Raw genomic sequence first — 17,134 nt, forward strand, 5'->3', positions numbered from 1 at the left:
TCCGGGGTCCGGAAAATGTCAGCACATGTCGGACCCCGGACCGTTCACTAATCGGTTGGCGCTGCCTCTTGAGCAAGCTTCTGAGCTGCGTTCATCGCGTCCTCGACGGACGAACGGCCCGCGTACACCTCGGCGAGCAACTGCGATACCTGATTTCCGAGGTCTTGGAATTCCGGGATGGTGACATACTGAATGCCAACATACGGTTGTGGTGAGACACCCGGCTGATCGGGGTTAACTGCGAGCATAATGTCGTGCGTCAGATCGGCGAACGAAGCGCCAGCTTCCTGGTACTCCGGGAGCGCAAAGGTAGACTCGCGGCCACCCGAGGGAATTCTCCCCCACCCAAGTGTCTCGCCAACGTGCTGGACGTATTCCTTGCTCGTTGCCCACTCCATGAACGCCCAGGCAGCGTCCTGTTTCTCGGAGCTCGCGGGAATGGCAAGGTTCCATGACCAGAGCCATCCGGACTCAGCAGTGTCTCGCACGGGAGCGTGAGCAAAGCCGACCTTACCCGCCACGTCGCTCAGTTCTGGCGTTTCGACGAGGCCCCCAGCACTGGTCGCGTCATACCAGAACGCTGCTTTTCCCTGGGAAAACAGGTTCAAGCACTCCGTGAAACCGAAGGACACCGGGTCTTTCTCACCAGCATCTTTGAGCAGATCGGCGTAAAACTGTACTGCCTCAATGAACTCAGGCTCATTCAGGCCCGCGTTCCAGTTCTCGTCGTACCAACCGCCGCCAAACGTCTGCGCCATCGTGGTAAGCGGGACGATCCCTTCCCCCCAGCCAGGCTTACCTCGAAGGCAGATACCAGTGGTGTCGGAATCCTGAACCTGACGTGCCATAGCAGCAACCTCGTCCCAGGTTGGGTGCTCCGGAACGGTTAAACCTGCTGCATCGAGGATCTCCTTGTTGTACATGAGGAATGACGACTCGGCATAGAAGGGAACTGCGTACAGGCTGTCCTCCACAGTGACTTGCTTTCGCACTGGTTCGAGGAAGTCCTCAACGTCGTAGTCGTTCGAGGCCACAGCCCGGTCGGTGAGGTCCGCCAACCAGCCATTGTCGCCCCAGATCGGCACCTCATACGAACCGATCGTGAGGATGTCGTATTGGCCACCGTTTGTTGCGATATCCGCGGTCACAGCATCACGGAGATCACTCTCAGACATCTGGATGAAGTCGATCTTGATGCCCTGATTTTCTTTCTCGAATACGACTGCCATCTCCTGCAGGTCCGCGAACTGCGGTGTATTCACCGAGGCAAAGGTCAGCGTAACGACGTCTCCGCCGCCAGAACTGCTGCCGCTGCCTCCGGCCCCCGCGCACGCAGTAATGGTCAGGCTTACCGCAACCAGTGCGGCACCGGCCCCGACCTTTCTCCGGGTCAGTTTCTTGCTGCGCATGTAATTGCCTTCCTGTCTTCGTTGACGTAAGTGTGCGAAGGAATTTCGCAAACCTTATATGTCTACGTTGTCATATTTTTAGCTAAGTAAACGATATATCGGCTACGTAACTTCTGTCAACGTAGTCAGATAAGTTTTAACTCACGTTCTACTTTTGAAGCCCCTGGGACGCAACTTGGAGCCAGCTTTGGACACCGTTGCGATGCATGGCACTAAGCGCCGCTGTGTATGCGGTAGTAAATTCTGGCTGCTCCAGAATCTCTCCGAAGAGTTGCTGATCACGCAAGAACGCGAGATTATCCAGGCGCTGCTCACTCGCTCGAGCCACGAGCTCACTCGCTAGACGGTCAACGACCTCAAGGCTATGACCACGCTCATCTACACCTTCAGCGAAACGAGCCCAGACCGCGATGATCCCCGCCGAATACCGGACAGAATGCCCGTCGGCGAGCATCTCCCAAACTGCCGGTAACAACCACTTGGGCAACCGGTCGGAACCTTCCATACTCAAGCGCCGGATCGTGTCTTTAACGTATTTGTTCGAGAAACGGGCGATAAGTTGGTCTTTGTAGACATCGAGGTCGACCCCCGGCACCGGTCTCAAGCTGCTCGAGACTTCATTCATGTAGGCTCGCAAAAATCGCGCGACTGCCGCATCTTGTGCGCTCTGATATGCAAGCTGATATCCCTTGAGCGCCCCAAGATGTCCGACACCGACGTAGCTGACATTTAAGAGCCGAAGCTTCATCAATTCGTACGGCCTCACGTCGTCAACGAACTGAGCTCCAGCGACATCCAGCCTTGGGCGGCCGGTCGTGAACTCATCTTCAATGACCCACTGGAAAAAAGGTTCACAAACGACTGGCCAGTCGTCAACAAAACCCAGCTGTTGCCGCACAAAATCGCGATCATCATCAGTCGTTGCCGGAGTGATGCGATCCACCATGGTTGCGGGAAACGCAACGCTCTCTCGGATCCAGTCAGCCAATCCCGGATCCGATGCTCCGGCGTAAGCGAGAAATGCTTCTTTTGCGATCCTGCCGTTGTCCTGGATGTTGTCGCAACTCAGGATCGTGAATGGGTGTTGCCCAAGGCTCCGCCGCCGCGCTAGCGCTTCAGTAATGAGACCAAACGGAGTCCTGAGCGCGTCAACATCCGCCATCAGGTCGCCTGCAACCTCGGGATTCGTAAGGTCAAATTCACCGGTGATAAAATTTGTGTTGTATCCGCCCTCAGTGATGGTCAGTGAAACAATACGAGTCTTCGGATCAACCATCCTCTCAACCACCGCCTCCGGATCGTCGGGAGCGAAGAGATAGTCGATGATCGATCCGATCACCTGCGGTTGCACAGACCCGTCAGCATCACGTTCGACCACAGTGTAGAGATAGTCTTGAGCACGAAGTACGTCGCGCATTTGAGCGTCTTCCGGGCGGGTACCGACTCCACAGATGCCCCAGTCAAACGAGTGACCTTGGTTCATGAGCGTGTCAACAGCAAGCGCCTGATGTGCGCGATGGAAGCCTCCGACGCCAAAATGTACGATCCCGCACGTCACTAGAGATCTGTCATATCGAGGGCGGCTAACTGTGGCGGGAAGGTCGTTAAGTGTCTGCTGGCTGAGCTGAATCATCACAACTCTGCCTACGCATTCGCGTGAGCAGTCAGAACGCTCTGCTGCAAGCCTTCAAGCCACGCAAGAGCCACGTCCGTAGCATCATCTCGACCTGTAGCATCGTGCCGACCATACTCCCCCACCCGGGTGGCACCGAGTTCGGCCAGAATCTTGTCGATGATCTCGCTGCCTAAGCTGTACGTATCCTCGTAACTTGAGTCGCCGAGACCGAACATTGCATAGCGGAGTCCCGTGAGGTCGGGGCGTTCTCCTTGCAGTTCAGCATATAAAGGCTTAGCACTGGCAGGTAGGTCACCTTCTCCGTAGGTAGCGCAAACAATTAGATGGAAAGCGTCCAAATCAATATCGCCAACGAACTGATCTGCCATATCACTGACTTCGACCTCAATGTTGTCATCAAAATCGGCGATGGCATCTGCGAGGTCGTTGGAAACGAACTCCGAGGTGCCTGATTCGGTGCCAAACAGGATCACAATTTTCATTTCTTGTCCTCCACTTCGTCGCCTTTAGCGAACTCTTTCGTAGCCAATCGCAGCATGTCTTCTCGTGCGGTGACCTTACGCCGTTTCCGCCCTGTTTCTGCTCGCTCGATCTCAAAGCGGTCGATTACGCGCCACCCTGCAAAATCAACAGCTTTCTCTTGCACCGATGCCGGTAGTCCGGGCCATCCCGGTCGCCCCACCAAAATACGACCGGCTTTGATATCTGCTGCGATAGTTTCAGCGACCTCACGAGAATCAAGCCGGTTCTCCGGAATCGTGCCTCGAGGTCCGCGCCTGTACCAGCCGGTCCGGTAGATTCCTGGCGCAATAGTGACCGAATCTGGCTCGGACTCATCCCCTGGATATAGGCGTCGCTGGGCGTGTTGGAAGCCGATGGCGGTAATCACCGAGTCTGCATCCAGCACAAGACGCTTCCCGTCCTCTGATACAAATTCTGCGCGGCACTCGTCTCCATTACCTGACACCGCTGTTGGTGTCCAGCTAAACCTCAGCGTGACAGTAGTCGTCGCGGTTCGATCACTGGATTCAACAAGTTCGCGTACGACATCACCAATGCGGGAGCCCTCGAGGGGGAACTCACCATCAACAGCAAACCCGACACCCGGAAGCCCCCGAAGCTCACGGAGAACAACTGGATCAAATTTCGCTGCTGCCATTGAGGAACGGCCAACAACGTCAATGTTCCGCACGCCAGACCCTCGAAGCCGTCGAAGGACGCTTTCCTCAACATCCGACCCCTCGAATTCCTCCAAAGGTTTCAGCAGCATCCTCATGACATCAACGGCGACATTCCCATTGCCTATCAGCACAATATCGTTGCCAAGAGCGATCTCTTCGCTAGCGTCAGGATGACCGTTAACCATGCGTACGATGTGCCCGGCGCCGATCACACGATGGTGATCTTCGCCGGGAATTCCCAACAGCCGGTCTTCGTCCAACCCTGTCGCGACGACGACGACATCGAAGTTTAACTCGACTGTCTGGATGCTGACATCCGTACCTACCTCGATGTTGCCGGCAAAGCGGACGCCACCGCGCTCAAAGAGACGATCGAATTGTCGAGTTACTGCTTTTGTGCCTTGGTGGTCAGGCGCGACACCGTATCGCACGAGACCAAATGGAACAGGGAGTCGGTCGAAGACCGTGATGTTTGCTTCTGGAATGAGCTTCGATAAGAACTGTGCGGTGTAGCACCCCGCAGGGCCGCTACCGATAATGGCAACCGAAACCATTGTCATTCCTTCTTTCGAGTGAACTAGCCCGCCGGTGCCGACAGCACCGAAAGAATGATGGGAAGGTCAACAGCCGTGAGCCGCCCGCCAATCATCCATTCACAGACAACCAATAAACCATCTGGCGTTACAGCGACATCGTGCGGAGCATTGAACTTGCCGGGATCCACACTTGGCCGCAAAGTCAAGCCGCCCTGGATCACATTCGGCCAACCGTCTCGATCCAGAGCGTCAACCCCACTTTCACCTAGGTGCGTGAGCAACTCATCCTCAGAGTTGAGCAGAGAGATTCGCCCGTTTAGATCTGCCACGACCAAGAGATTTCGCCAAATGGCCATGCCAGATGGCCGTTCGACCACGCCGTCACCGATGACTCGATTGACCTTTCCAGTCGTCGGTTCTATGGCAAGAATACGATTGTTACCTCGATCCGCGACCAGAAGCTCATTCCTGCCATCCCGGTCGTCCCATGCGATGGAATGTGGATTGTCAAACTCAACACCTTCTAGGCCGATGGATCCAAGCAAGTCCCCCGACCGGTTGTATCTGTGAACTAAGTTCGCACCATACCCATCAGCTACCCATAGGTCTTCGGCGGCAACGACGGACGTAGGCCGAAAGACGTTCGAATCGTAAATCGGTAAGGACGGAGCACCAATGCGGACAGCAGTTGTTCCGTCTCGACGAATAGCAAGCACTTGCCCACCATTCTCACCCTCTTGCGTGGAATAGCTTCCCTGCCCGTCGGGACATTCCTTGTTGCCAGGATCAGCGAGCCAGATCAGCTCATCATCTATCTCGATGCCATGGATCTCACGAGCGGGGACATCCATCGACCACAGATTCTGACCGTCTTCTTCGAACGCCACAATGCGCGCGTCGGCTGGATCGGCAGTCAGAAAGACACCGGCTCTGTATGCCAAACCGGGGTGGGCCCACCCTTTCGATCCCGCGGGGAGAACACCAGTGAGGTCATGCCAACTGGTACTGAGCGCCTTGTCCAGCCCGACGGACGACGGGGCTTCCGCACTCACTTGTCGAACACCAGAGGTAGAGACTCAAAGCCACGTTCGTTCATTTTCAAAACACGTTCGGGTTCGCCACCCATCGCAAACTGCTTCATCTGCGGTAATCCGTGTTGGAGAACGATCTTTGCTTCGAGTCGCGCGAGCGGAGCCCCAATGCAGAGGTGTACCCCTCCTCCAAAAGCCATGTGCTTACCAACGCGCCGCGTGACATTTAGTTGATCGGCGTCATCGAAACGCTCTGGGTCTCGATTTGCAGATCCGTAGACCAGGGTCACAGTGGATCCCTGGGGAATCGTGACGCCATGAAGCTCGACGTCTGTCATCGCTGTACGTGATGAGTTCTGGATCGGGCTATCGAAGCGAAGGAACTCCTCAATCATGGGCTGCGCATACCGGGCTGCGCGCTCCTCTACAGTTGACCGCAGTTCGGGATTGCGTGCCATGTACCAGAAGATGTTGGTGAGCAAGTTTTTCGTTGTCGTGATTCCCGCCGAAATAACCAGTGTGCTCATTCCAACCTGCTCAAGGTGGGTAAGCGGCCTGTCTCCAACGGTGCCGTTGGCAATCGCGGACAACAAATCGCCCGTGCCTTTTCCCCGACGTCGCGACTTCAATTCGTTCTCAAGATAGTCGCGCACCTCTGCAGCTGCGCTAAGTGCAACCTGAGGGATTTCAGTGCTGCCCGACTCTCGCTCAAACATCGTAACGAAGCGGCCAAAAACCCACTCATGGTCTGACCCGTCGATACCCAGAAGGTCACACACGACTCCGAGCGGGAGGCGCATCGCGTACTCTCCAGCAAAGTCCACATTTGACCGTCCGTCGAGACGGTCAGTCAACTCTTGCACCCGGCGAGTGACGTCTTCCTCCTGCAGGCGCACGAATCCAGGATTAATGAAGTCAGTGAGCACGAGCCTGAAGATGTCGTGCGACGGGGGATCTTGCTCCACGATGTTTCCTTCACCAAAGAAAATCGAACCCGTACGGTCGAGATCTACCCCTTCGGCACTACTGTAAGTTGCCCAGTCACGGTTCGCTTCGACCACATCGTCCCACCGCGTTAATGCGTAAAATCCACGCTCTTCGTTATGGTAAACCGGACGCTCCTCACGGAGCATCGCGTAGGTCGGGAACGGATCCTCAATAAACGCCTTATCGAACGGGTCCCAGAGCTGAGTACCGCCAGTCATGCGATCTCCTTCGATCATGCAGCGCACCCTTTAGGGCGTCGCCACGCTTCTGTCCACGTTGCCATATTCTTGGCAGATGCCAGACTAGTACGGACTAGCTTTGCCTGTCAACGTAGTCATATTGATACGGATAGAGCTTCGTATTCACGACTGGCGAGCACGACTAGTTGTGAATGCGACATCACCATCCCGGTTTCTGTTCCGCCTGCCCGCAACTGCCCCTCAGTCTCACCTCAGACCAAGGGGCACGCATAGATTGCAGCGAGCACCTACCCCAAGAACTACTCGGTTTCACGAAGGCGCTCAAAGCTTGGCCCGCTGCACAGAAGCGTGGGCTACAGCCATTTATGCGTTGTGAATTCCTCGATGTGTTTCGCGATTTAATCGACTGAGAGGTCAGGCCACACAGCTACCTCTCCCAGTAGCATTTGCATTGCTCTATCCCATCAAGCGATGTAATCAACTACATTCCAACGATTTGATGTGACCGTTTGCGGCAGAGGCCTGAGCACGCGCTCGCAGACACGCAAGCCTACGCGCCGGGTGCCCCGCTAATGAGCGCCCGGAGCCAGTCGCGGGCTTCTTCGAAGACCCCGTCGGCGTAGCGGTCGGGATAGTGCACGATGCGGCGGTCGGCGCGGGGATAGGAGCCGAGGAATACGACGCGCGGCGAGAATCGGCGTATACCCAGGAGGGCATCGGCCATGCGCTCATCGAGAATATGCCCGTCGGCATCGATCACGAACCGGTAGCGGCCGAGGGAGTCGCCGATGGGGCGGGACTCGAGTAGCGAGAGGTTAACGCCGCGGGCCGAGAACTGTTCCAGCATTTCAAGCAGCGCACCGGGGTGGTCGCCGGGGAGCTCAACAATGAGCGAGGTTTTGTCGGCGCCGGTGGGTGGTGGCGGTGCGGCCGCACGCGTGACTAGTACGAATCGGGTGACGGCGTTGTCGTTGTCGCCCATGCTTTCGGCGAGCACTTCAACGTCGTGGTGGCGAATAATTCCCGGCGCTGCAATTGCTGCCTGTGCGGGCGATGAACCGTCGAGCACCGACAGTGCCGAGGCCACGTTACTGGCGGCGGGAACATGCGAATGGTTGGGCAGGTTGTGTGTCAGCCACTGCTGGCACTGGGCGTAAGCCACCGGATGCGCCGTGATCACCGATACCTCGTCGAGCGTGGTGCCTGGTGGTGCTACCAGCACAAAATCGACCTTGACCAGATACTCACCCACGATGCGCAGATCGGGCAGCACCGCGAGGGCATCTTGAGTGGTAGAGACACCGCCCTCAATGGAGTTTTCGATGGCGATCATCGCGGCATGGCTGCGCCCTTCGATCACGTCGTCGAGCGCCTGACCGACGTTGTGCACAGCGCGCCACTTCTGCCCTCGGGCCTCAGGAACCTGATCCAGAGCGGCTTCGGTGAAGGTTCCGGCGGGTCCGAGATAGCTGTAGGTACGGGGTTCGGTCACGACCATCAGCCTAATACTGTGCCGGGGCGACGCCGACAGTCGGGCTGGCCCGCGGCATCCGGAACATCGTTTTTGTGACACGGATGATGCAAATGCACAGGCGACGAGGCAAACTGATTGCATGACAAGCCGTGCCGGCCTCCGTGCGGAGGAAAGTGACCTCATCGATGTCGACGAACTGATTGCGGCCTACTACGACCGCGTGCCCGACCCCGCTAACCCCGCCCACCGGGTGGTATTTGGCACGAGTGGTCACCGTGGTTCTGCTCTGAATTCGAGTTTTAACGAGCACCATATTTTGGCCACCACGCAGGCCATTGTGGAGTATCGACGTAAACAAGGAATCACAGGCCCGCTTTTTGTGGGGCGCGATACGCACGCCCTTTCGCGTCCTGCCGAGCGCAGTGCTATTGAGGTATTGATTGCCGCGGGCGTTGATGTGCGGGTTGACTCGCGCGACTCGTGGGTGCCCACTCCTGCCATCAGCCACGCGATTCTGAGCCACAACCGCGGTCTTGCCGCACACGCTTCGGGCCGGGCCGACGGTATTGTCATCACCCCCTCGCACAACCCGCCCAGTGACGGCGGTTTTAAATACAACCCGCCCCATGGCGGCCCGGCCGACACCGACGCAACCGGCTGGATTGCCGAACGCGCGAATGCGCTCATTGCCGAGGTGCTTGCCGGGGTGCAACGCACACCCTGGGCCGATATCGCACCCGACACGATTGGCACCTACGATTTTCGCGACGCCTATGTGCGCGATTTGCCATCGATCATCGACATTGATGCGATTCGTCGCGCGGGTGTGCGCATCGGTGCTGATCCGCTGGGTGGCGCCTCGGTCGACTATTGGGCGCTCATCGCCGAAATGTATGAGCTCGACCTCACGGTTGTGAACCCTGAGGTCGACCCGACGTGGCGGTTTATGACGCTCGACTGGGACGAAAAAATTCGCATGGATCCGTCCTCGGCGCATGCCATGGCGTCGCTGGTTGAACGCCGCGCCGATTTCGATGTGCTCACCGGCAATGACGCCGACGCTGACCGCCACGGCATCGTGACCCCGGATGCTGGTCTTATGAACCCCAACCACTTCTTGGCGGTAGCGATCGACTATCTTTTCTCGCATCGCACCGGGTGGTCGCGTAACGCGGCGGTGGGCAAGACACTCGTGTCGTCGATGATTATTGATCGTGTCGCAGAATCGCTCGGCCGGCGTCTGCTCGAAGTGCCCGTGGGATTCAAATGGTTTGTGCCGGGCCTGCTCGATGGCTCGGTGGCATTCGGCGGTGAAGAGTCGGCCGGGGCGTCGTTCTTGCGTATGGACGGCAGCCCATGGTCAACCGATAAAGACGGTATTTTGCTGTGTCTGCTGGCCGCCGAGATCATCGCCGTCACCGGCAAAACGCCGTCGGAGCGCTACCGTGAACTCGAAGAAGCCTTTGGTGCTTCGTCATACGAACGTGTCGATGCCCCAGCAACGCCCGAGCAAAAAGCAGCACTGGGCAGGCTCTCGCCCGACAGCGTTTCGGCAACAGAGCTAGCCGGAGAAACCATCGTTGCCAAACTGTCGCATGCGCCCGGAAATGGTGCGGCGATTGGCGGCGTGAAAGTACAGACGGAGCACGCGTGGTTCGCCGCGCGCCCCTCGGGCACAGAAGATGTTTACAAGTTGTATGCCGAGAGCCTCGTAGGGCCTGAGCACCTGGCGCAGGTGCAAGACGAAGCACGCGCCGTCGTCACCGAAGCTCTCGAACAGTAAACCCCGGCACCGTTAGCGGGCGTTTGTCGTTCACGTGCCGTAGGCACCCGCTGCGCGGCCGATGCGACGTGCGAGGTCAGCACCTGCTTGCTCGAGCCAGTGCGCGGCGTCGTTCATGGCGGCGTCGGCGGTTCCTGCCAGTTCGGTAAGCGAAGCGGTGGCAACGAAGGCATCGGTGTGGGCATCGGGCGTTATACGCCCGGCTACGAGCGCGACCGGCACGTGCGCGCGTGCTGCCATTTCGGCAACATAGGCGGGCACTTTACCGGCACCCGATTGGCCATCGAATGAACCTTCGCCCGTGATGACGATGTCAGCATCATGCACGGCTGCGTCCAGCTTTATAAGTTCTGCCACTTCGTGGGCACCGGGCACCAGCCGCCCACCCCACGCCAACAGTGCTGCGCCGAGCCCACCGGCCGCGCCTGAGCCGGGGGTACGGGCATCGACCTCGAGCAAGCGCGCAAGCTTTGCCAACGCCGCATCGGTGCGACCAATGTCAGCGGCGCTACTCAAACCTTTTTGCGGCCCAAACACGCGGGCGGCTCCGCGGCGGCCCACGAGTGCATTCGTGACATCGGTCAGCACGAGAACCTCGGGCGCCGGGCGCATCTGGCTCATGTCGACCGCGACGATATCGGTGAGACCCCGTGCACCCGACGGAGTTTCTTCGCCTTCTGCATCGATAAATCGTGCACCCAGTGCCCGCAGCATTCCCGTGCCACCGTCGGTCGATGAACTCGAGCCAATGCCCACAATGATGCGCGATACGCCTTCATCGAGTGCGGCAGCGATCGCTTCGCCAAAACCTGTCGTATCTGCGTCGAGCGGCAACAGTTCTGTGAGCAGTTCAATACCCACGGTCGAGGCAACATCGATGACGGCCGTGCCGTGTGCGGCATCCGGTGTCGGTGGCAAATAGAGCCACAGGGCTTCGATCTCGAAACCATCGGGGCCCGTGATGGTCACGGTGCGATACTCGGCTTCCGGATGCACCGCCGCAAAGGCATCGAGAGTGCCTTCGCCGCCGTCGGCCATGGGCCTGGCACAAATGTCGGCGCTCGGATCAACGCTATGCCAGCCGACCGTAAGCGCAGTAACGGCATCGGCGGCTGTAATGGTGCCCTTGAAACTGTCGGGGGCAATGACGACGCGCGTCATACGGCGACTCTGTTCATCGAACAATGATCCTAGAGGATCAACCTCGTAGCCATGATGAAACGCTCGTCTGCCGGGGCGTCCGGCTACGCGGAAACCGTGAGTGCAGCTGTGCTGGCGCGCTGCACGAGGGCGGTAGCAATGCTGGCGTGCGCACCGCGTGATACCTCGATCGTTTTCTTCTGATCATTAGTTGCAGGAAGCCCCAGTGCTGTCCATGCGGCCTCCGCCAAGGCAGTAAAGTCTTGCCGCACGGTGGTGAGGGGCGGTAGGTAATTAGCGGCCTCGGGCACGTCGTCAAACCCCACGACACTGACATCCTCTGGCACACGCATGCCCCTTTCGGCATATGCGCGAATGAGCCCGAGTGCCAGGTAATCGTTGGCACAGAAAACGGCCGTAGCGCGGCCCAGCTGCGCTGCCACGTCGTACGCCGATTGCGCCGACCATTCGGCACGCACGACTTCAGGCGGCGTGATGCCTGCCGCAAGCAGGGTCTCGCGCCAGCCTCGTTCGCGCTCGCGGGCGGCAAACGACTCGGCGGGCCCCGCAATGTGATGAACACGGGTGTGCCCACGAGCCAGCAAGTGCGCTGTTGCCGTGCGAGCGCCGTCGGCGTGAGCACTGGAGACGGTACTGTAGAGCGGCGATGCTTCGGCGTCAACCACGGCGATGCGCAGGCCAGTCGGTCGAGGGGTTTCCGGCACAAAAGCGGAGGCCTCGTTGAGCACGATCACACCGTCGACGTTCTCTTCATGCAGCCGGTCGAAGGCGGCAGCCAGCGACGGTTCGTCCGCGGCAGTAACAACCATGACCGCATAACCGTGCCGCGCGGCCGATTCGACAACCGCCTGGACCATGCGAAAGTTACCGACGGTGCCCAACGATGCCGCAACGACGCCCACCGTGTGCGAGCGGCCGGTGCGCAGAGCACGCGCGGCGCGGTGAGGCCGATAGCCCAGTTCGGCCATGGCCTGCTCAACCCTGCGGCGCGTGCTCGGGTCGACGTGCGGGTTACCGTGCACGACGCGCGACACCGTCTGGCCTGACACGCCGACGTGGGCGGCCACCATCGCCATAGATACGCGTGTTGCCACGGTGGTCCTTTCTTTATCGCGCATGATGTCGCGCTGTCATGTTGACGTTATCACGCGCAAACGCTAGCGTGTTGACGTGAACATGAGCGAGGTTCCTGCATCACCGCTGCCGTCGGCACAGCATGCCGCGCAGCAGGTCGAACATCTTTCGGGCGGCATTATCAAAAGGCAGACACTCCTGGCCGATGGCCGCGAGCTGCTGTATTTTGACGACGCCGATACAACGCTCGGGCCCGACCGTGCCGTCGATGCTCGCGCGCTTGACCCTCGCCCCGCCACAGCAACCATGCGTCAAGACGTATTGACTGGCGACTGGATTTCAGTGGCCGCTGCGCGGCAGAATCGGGCCTTTTTGCCCCCGGCAGAACTCGATCCGCTGGCCCCACAATCGGCGAGCAACCCATCCGAGATCCCGTCGGTGTACGACGTGGCGGTGTTCGAAAACCGGTCGCCGTCTTTTGGTCCTGCCCTTGCAGTGGCAACGGGTTCGGCTCCTGCCGCCGATAACGCTCCCACGGGGCTCGACGACCTCTCGCAACTAGATCTCGGCCGTACGCGCACCAGCGTTGGTCGATGCGAAGTCGTGTGCTTTTCTCCCGAACGCACCGGTTCGCTGGCAACACAAACAGTCTCGCGCGTGCGCACCGTGATCGAAGCGTGGGCCGATCGCACAGCCGCCCTGTCGGCGCTACCCGGTATTGAGCAGGTTTTTCCCTTCGAAAACCGTGGCGAAGACATCGGTGTCACGCTGCATCATCCGCACGGCCAGATCTATTCGTACCCCTACATCACGCCGCGCACGCAACAAATGTTGTCCTCCATCGAACGCACCTCACCCGACCTCTTCCAGCGCATTCTGGAACACGAGCGCGCGAGCGAGCGTGTAGTGCTGACGGGTGAGCACTGGACGGCGTTTGTGCCCTTCGCGGCCCGCTGGCCGATCGAAGTGCACATGCTGCCGCACCGGCACGTGCCCGATTTCGCGGCGCTTTCCTCGGATGAACGCGATGAACTCGCCGTGCTCTACCGCACCCTGCTGCGAGGCGTTGACCGCCTTTACCCCACCCCTACGCCGTACATTGCTGCATGGCACCAGGCTCCTGTTCACGTTGCGCGCGACAGCATGCGCCTGCATCTGCAACTGACCAGCCCGCGCCGTGGCGCCGACCGATTGAAATATCTTGCGGGTTCCGAGGCTGCGATGGGCGCGTGGATCGGCGATATTCCGCCCGAGGTAGGAGCGCAGCGATTGCGCGAAGCTCTGCAGCATCCGGATGCCGCAGGCACCACAGAGTCGTCGTCATTCGGGGGTCACGCATGAACGTTCACGAACAGGCCCGCACACTTTTTCGCTCGCTCAGCGATGCCGAGCCGGGCCTATGGTCGGCGCCCGGTCGCGTGAACCTTATCGGCGAACACACCGACTACAACGACGGCTTCGTGCTGCCGTTTGCCATCACACAACGCACCGTGGCAGCAGCAGCGCCCCGCGCTGATCGAATCGTTCGCGTGCGATCAACCTTTGCCGAAGAAACAGTCGAAGTACCGATCGATGATCTAGTAAACCTTTTTCCGACGCCCGAGGGCCAGACGCCAGCGGTTGCTGAGTGGGCCGCCTACCCCTTGGGGGTTGCGTGGGCTCTGCTGCATCCGGAATCAGAAAAGACACCGGATGCTGCTGCCATCACCGGCGTTGATATTGCTCTGGCCTCTGCCGTGCCGGTAGGTGCCGGACTCTCATCATCGGCTGCTATCGAATGCGCGACGGCCGTCGCCCTTAACGATCTTTGGGCGCTGGGCTACAGCGACCGCGATCTTGCCCAGGCCGGTCGCCGCGCCGAAAATCAGGCGGTAGGGGCACCCACGGGAATCATGGACCAAATGGCGTCTATGCTCGGCAAAAACGATGCCGCCCTGTTTCTGGATTGCCGCTCGCTCGACACCGAGATCGTGCCGCTAGGGTTTGCCGAGGCGGGTCTGGAACTGCTCGTGATCGATACGCGTGTGAAGCACTCTCACGCCACCGGCGGGTATGGCAAGCGGCGCGCTTCGTGCGAAGCAGGCGCAACCGCCCTGGGGGTTGCCGCACTGCGTGATGTGAGTGTGACCGATCTCGAGAGAGCCGCCGAACTGCTCGACGACGAAACCTTTCGCCGTGTGCGCCACATCGTGACCGAGAACGACCGTGTGCTCGCGACCGTTACGGCACTCCGCGCGAGCGGTCCGCGCTCTATCGGTGACCTCTTGACTGCCTCACACGCTTCTATGCGCGACGACTTCGAAATCTCGTGCCCCGAACTCGACCTCGCTGTCGACACGGCGCTGGGTGCCGGCGCCTACGGCGCACGCATGACCGGTGGAGGTTTCGGTGGCGCAGCCATCGCCCTTGTCGAACATGCGCACATCGACCACGTGTCGAAAACGGTCATCGACGCTTTTGCTCGGGCAGGGTTCACCGAGCCGCACCTGTTCACGGTCTCTCCTTCGGCGGGGGCTGGCCGCGATCACTAACCTGCCACGCAGCCGCGGCTCACTGGCCTACTGACACACGCGACCTCGACGGCTACAGTGTCGTTATGGAGGGCCTATTCATTCGCGAGGCGACAGTCGCCGACGCACACGACATCGCTGTCGCGCACGTGCGCTCCTGGCAGCAGGCGTATCGAGGGCTTGTCCCGCAGCACGTGCTTGACGATCTCGATATCGCTGCGCGCGAGGCGCAGTGGCAGAAAATGATCACCGACCAGCATCGCGAGCGCACACTGGTCGCCGAGGTTGATCGCCGAGTGCTGGCCTGGTGCACGTTTGGTCCGGCGCGCGATAACAACCCGGTGGCTTCCGGTGAGGTGTGGGGTTTGTATGCGCATCCGGATGCTTGGTCACACGGTCTCGGGCATGCGCTATTGGCCGAGGCTGAGGCCTCGTTACGGATGGGCGGTCACCGACGCGCATATCTGTGGATGCTCGATGGCAACTCGCGCGGCATCGACTTTTATGAGCGCCATGGCTGGCTTGCTGATGGCGGCACAAAGGTCGATGAACGCCCGCGTTTCACCTTGCACGAGCACCGGCGTGTGAAAAGCCTCGTCACCGAAAAGGTTTAGAGCAGCGCACGCACCGCCGCAAAAGCATCCGGCTCGGTGCGACTGGGTACATCAAATACCCGCGACACACCTGGCTCTCCACCATGCTGAGGCCAACCGGGGTCACCCGTAGCGATAAAAGATGTGGCCGCCGTGTGCACCTCGTCGGCAAGTTCTTGTGGCGGGTGAGGCCCGGCCAGCGGTTCGATTGCCGGGCCATCGAGGCAGTCGAAAAAGAACGGCACGTCAAGACAGTGTTCAGCAAAACCAAACGCGCCCGATGTCCACGAGAACCGATACGTCCATGTTGGAGCACTGCCTCGCGCTGCAGCCACCTGCACGACCGCGCGCCGGAACATGCGGTCGGTCACCACACGCCCAGCCAGTCGCGCCTTGCCCAACGCAACAATGTCGGCATTCGCGGCCACATAGGCCTTGCGCGTCTGCTTGGTTACTCCCAGCTTCTTCAGCAGCAGCTGCTGCGGCACGAGGGCAAGCTTTGCTTCTTGACCAGCAAACACCATCGTAAATTCGTCGTCTGTCGCGCCGAGCACCACCGGCTTATCAGCACCAATCCCCTGTCGCAGCGACTCATAGGTGGGGCGGCGGATGAGGTCGCCGTCAACCATGGGCCCCAGCGGGAGACCTTCATTGACGACGGTCATGAACTCGTCGCCCTTCATCTCGGTTGCTTTTTTCTGAAGTGCCAGCAGTCGTTCTTCGCTCAACGATGAAAAACCCGCCAGCGTGGGTTGCACGCCGCCCTCGGCCGCAATCGTGCGGGCAAGTCTCTCTGCACGCTCCGAAGAAACATCGCCGAGAGCACCCGAAATGGCGTAAACCCCGTGAAAAAGGTGCTGCGCTGCCTCCATACCTAAAAGGGTCAGCACGGCACCCCCGCCGGCCGATTGACCGGCAATCGTGACGCGCCCCGGATCGCCACCGAATGCCGCGATATTGTCGCGCACCCATTCCAGAGCCAACAGCCAGTCGCGCACCCCCCTGTTGCTGGGGGCGCCATCGATCCAGCCGAAACCGTCAAAACCCAGGCGATACGACACCGTCACGGTTACGACACCGTCACGGTTAAAGTTGCGGCCGTCGTACCAGGGACTCGCGGGCGAACCCGCAAAATACCCACCGCCGTGAATCCACACGAGAACCGGTAACCCCTGGTCGGTGGGCGAGTGCGGCGAGGGGGTGAACACATTGACGTTGAGCGTGCTCTGGCCGGGAACGCTCGGTTCGGGAATAAGGGTAACGCCCGGGTCACCCCGTTGCGCAGTCGCGGCAAACTCTGCCGCATCCCGAACGTCATCCCAGGGTTCGGCGGGCACCGGCGCCATAAACCGTCGATCCCCTACGGGTGCTTGCGCAAAAGGAATACCTAAGAAAGCGGCCGACTGCCCGTAGGTTCCTTCGCCTATCGTCTGTCGCCAGCGCCCCCGCACGCGTCCGGTACGGATAGTGACTTCCGGATGCTGCCGAACCTCCCCATGTCCAGCAGCATCCGAAATCGTTGTATTGTTCGACACGTTATCTACCTCTTTATGGTCCGC

Annotated in this window: 14 protein-coding genes; 4 read left to right on the forward strand and 10 right to left on the reverse strand. The window is 59.7% G+C overall.

Features of this window, described 5'->3' with window-relative positions; all coding sequences use genetic code 11:
• Window positions 1–47: 47 nt before the first annotated feature.
• The 7 genes from ACQUSW_RS11375 to pheA form a co-directional block, all read right to left on the reverse strand.
• Window positions 48–1,409, reverse strand: a complete 1,362-nt coding sequence (locus ACQUSW_RS11375) for an ABC transporter substrate-binding protein (protein WP_428932419.1) — start codon at window positions 1,407–1,409, stop codon at window positions 48–50.
• A 148-nt stretch (window positions 1,410–1,557) separates the two neighbouring features.
• Window positions 1,558–3,042 (reverse strand): mannitol dehydrogenase family protein, encoded by a 1,485-nt coding sequence (locus ACQUSW_RS11380; RefSeq protein WP_428932494.1) that lies wholly within the window; start codon window positions 3,040–3,042, stop codon window positions 1,558–1,560.
• 11 nt (window positions 3,043–3,053) lie between these two features.
• Window positions 3,054–3,527 (reverse strand): flavodoxin domain-containing protein, encoded by a 474-nt coding sequence (locus tag ACQUSW_RS11385; RefSeq protein ID WP_428932420.1) that lies wholly within the window; start codon window positions 3,525–3,527, stop codon window positions 3,054–3,056.
• A complete protein-coding gene (locus tag ACQUSW_RS11390; protein WP_428932421.1) occupies window positions 3,524–4,786 on the reverse strand; it encodes an FAD-dependent oxidoreductase in 1,263 nt (420 codons plus the stop codon). Before ACQUSW_RS11390 ends, ACQUSW_RS11385 begins: the two co-directional genes overlap by 4 nt.
• Before the next feature lie 17 nt (window positions 4,787–4,803).
• The gene (locus tag ACQUSW_RS11395) at window positions 4,804–5,649 is read right to left on the reverse strand and encodes an NHL repeat-containing protein (protein ID WP_428932422.1); all 846 of its coding nucleotides are present in this window, start codon (window positions 5,647–5,649) and stop codon (window positions 4,804–4,806) included.
• A gap of 161 nt (window positions 5,650–5,810) precedes the next feature.
• Window positions 5,811–6,998, reverse strand: coding sequence for a cytochrome P450 (locus ACQUSW_RS11400; RefSeq protein ID WP_428932423.1), 1,188 nt, complete (start codon window positions 6,996–6,998; stop codon window positions 5,811–5,813).
• Between the two features lie 532 nt (window positions 6,999–7,530).
• Window positions 7,531–8,478: a prephenate dehydratase gene (pheA, locus tag ACQUSW_RS11405; RefSeq protein WP_428932424.1), complete on the reverse strand. Its 948-nt coding sequence runs from the start codon at window positions 8,476–8,478 to the stop codon at window positions 7,531–7,533.
• A gap of 115 nt (window positions 8,479–8,593) precedes the next feature.
• Between pheA and pgm the strand changes: the two genes are divergently transcribed.
• Window positions 8,594–10,237, forward strand: coding sequence for a phosphoglucomutase (alpha-D-glucose-1,6-bisphosphate-dependent) (pgm, locus tag ACQUSW_RS11410; RefSeq protein ID WP_428932425.1), 1,644 nt, complete (start codon window positions 8,594–8,596; stop codon window positions 10,235–10,237).
• A gap of 30 nt (window positions 10,238–10,267) precedes the next feature.
• Here pgm and ACQUSW_RS11415 read toward each other — a convergent pair whose 3' ends face one another.
• Together ACQUSW_RS11415 and ACQUSW_RS11420 are read right to left on the reverse strand one after the other, a co-directional pair.
• Window positions 10,268–11,398, reverse strand: coding sequence for a glycerate kinase (locus tag ACQUSW_RS11415; RefSeq protein ID WP_428932426.1), 1,131 nt, complete (start codon window positions 11,396–11,398; stop codon window positions 10,268–10,270).
• A gap of 83 nt (window positions 11,399–11,481) precedes the next feature.
• On the reverse strand, window positions 11,482–12,492 hold the full coding sequence (locus ACQUSW_RS11420; RefSeq protein WP_428932427.1) for a LacI family DNA-binding transcriptional regulator: 1,011 nt from the start codon (window positions 12,490–12,492) through the stop codon (window positions 11,482–11,484).
• 82 nt (window positions 12,493–12,574) lie between these two features.
• On the opposite strand from ACQUSW_RS11420, the gene galT reads away from it, so the two are divergent.
• The 3 genes from galT (at window position 12,575) to ACQUSW_RS11435 (ending at window position 15,596) form a co-directional block, all read left to right on the forward strand.
• A complete protein-coding gene (gene galT, locus ACQUSW_RS11425) occupies window positions 12,575–13,813 on the forward strand; it encodes a galactose-1-phosphate uridylyltransferase (protein ID WP_428932495.1) in 1,239 nt (412 codons plus the stop codon).
• A complete protein-coding gene (galK, locus tag ACQUSW_RS11430; RefSeq protein WP_428932428.1) occupies window positions 13,810–15,003 on the forward strand; it encodes a galactokinase in 1,194 nt (397 codons plus the stop codon). The genes galT and galK overlap by 4 nt, the downstream gene beginning before the upstream one ends.
• Before the next feature lie 65 nt (window positions 15,004–15,068).
• On the forward strand, window positions 15,069–15,596 hold the full coding sequence (locus ACQUSW_RS11435) for a GNAT family N-acetyltransferase (RefSeq protein WP_428932429.1): 528 nt from the start codon (window positions 15,069–15,071) through the stop codon (window positions 15,594–15,596).
• Here ACQUSW_RS11435 and ACQUSW_RS11440 read toward each other — a convergent pair.
• Window positions 15,593–17,110 (reverse strand): carboxylesterase/lipase family protein, encoded by a 1,518-nt coding sequence (locus ACQUSW_RS11440; protein ID WP_428932430.1) that lies wholly within the window; start codon window positions 17,108–17,110, stop codon window positions 15,593–15,595. The genes ACQUSW_RS11435 and ACQUSW_RS11440 overlap by 4 nt on opposite strands.
• Between the last annotated feature and the right edge of the window lie 24 nt (window positions 17,111–17,134).

Origin of the sequence: Microbacterium luticellae, from assembly GCF_050408645.1 — a bacterium.
In the GTDB taxonomy this organism is placed as follows: domain Bacteria; phylum Actinomycetota; class Actinomycetes; order Actinomycetales; family Microbacteriaceae; genus Microbacterium.